This is a genomic window from Peribacillus sp. P4_C12, assembly GCF_056402095.1.
Genome location: NZ_JBFUIB010001065.1, coordinates 1 through 745 on the forward strand (window position 1 = coordinate 1; position 745 = coordinate 745).

General features: G+C 33.7%; 1 protein-coding gene. It reads right to left on the reverse strand.

Annotated features, from left to right (window positions below; genetic code table 11):
- Positions 1 to 438: 438 nt before the first annotated feature.
- A complete protein-coding gene (locus AC1DUW_RS31315; RefSeq protein WP_053346001.1) occupies positions 439 to 645 on the reverse strand; it encodes a twin-arginine translocase TatA/TatE family subunit in 207 nt (68 codons plus the stop codon).
- Between the last annotated feature and the right edge of the window lie 100 nt (positions 646 to 745).

Here is a 745-nt window from a genome sequence, read left to right on the forward strand (position 1 = left end):
ATAGGAGAGAGGTCGTCTAAAAGATGATGCAAAAAGGAGTGTAGTATCTTTACAAGAAGGCTTATGCCTATTTTTTGCCAACAAAGAATATAGATATTAAATTTTATATTTGACAAGTTTCCTCGGTAGAATATTTAATTGTAAAACATCAACACGGGTTAGTAGGATAAAATTACATGGTTTTTTATTAATTTATACCCAAATTCAGAAAAGAAGCGGTTTTACACTAACAACTTACAACAATGAAATTTCTTTAAGGAGTTTCAATAATTCTCTTGAAATAATTAAGGATAAATGTTATATTAATAAAGCGATGAGCTAATTTGTGTAAGTCGAAGAACATGCTTTTTAAGCTAAACGTCGGGATGTGGCCTGACGGTTCCCGCCTCAAACGCATCAAAGACGCCTGCTGCGTGCAGGCGTCTTTTTCATTGTTTTTTATTTTACCGATTCTTTTCTCGCAGCTTGAACGTCTTCTTTAAATTCCTCTTGAATTTCATCTGTTATTCCCTTTGTTGCATCCTTAAACTCTCGAAGCGATGTACCTACAGCGCGTCCGATTTGAGGAAGTTTTTTCGGCCCAAAGACAATTAATGCTAAAAGAAAGATTAGAATTAAACCAGGAAAACCAATGTTTGAAAGCATAGCTAGTCACTCCTATCAAATCTGATATCTAATATTATAGACCCCTGACGAGCATTTGCAAATGTAAATTACTATTAATTGTAAGAGTCTATATATAAAA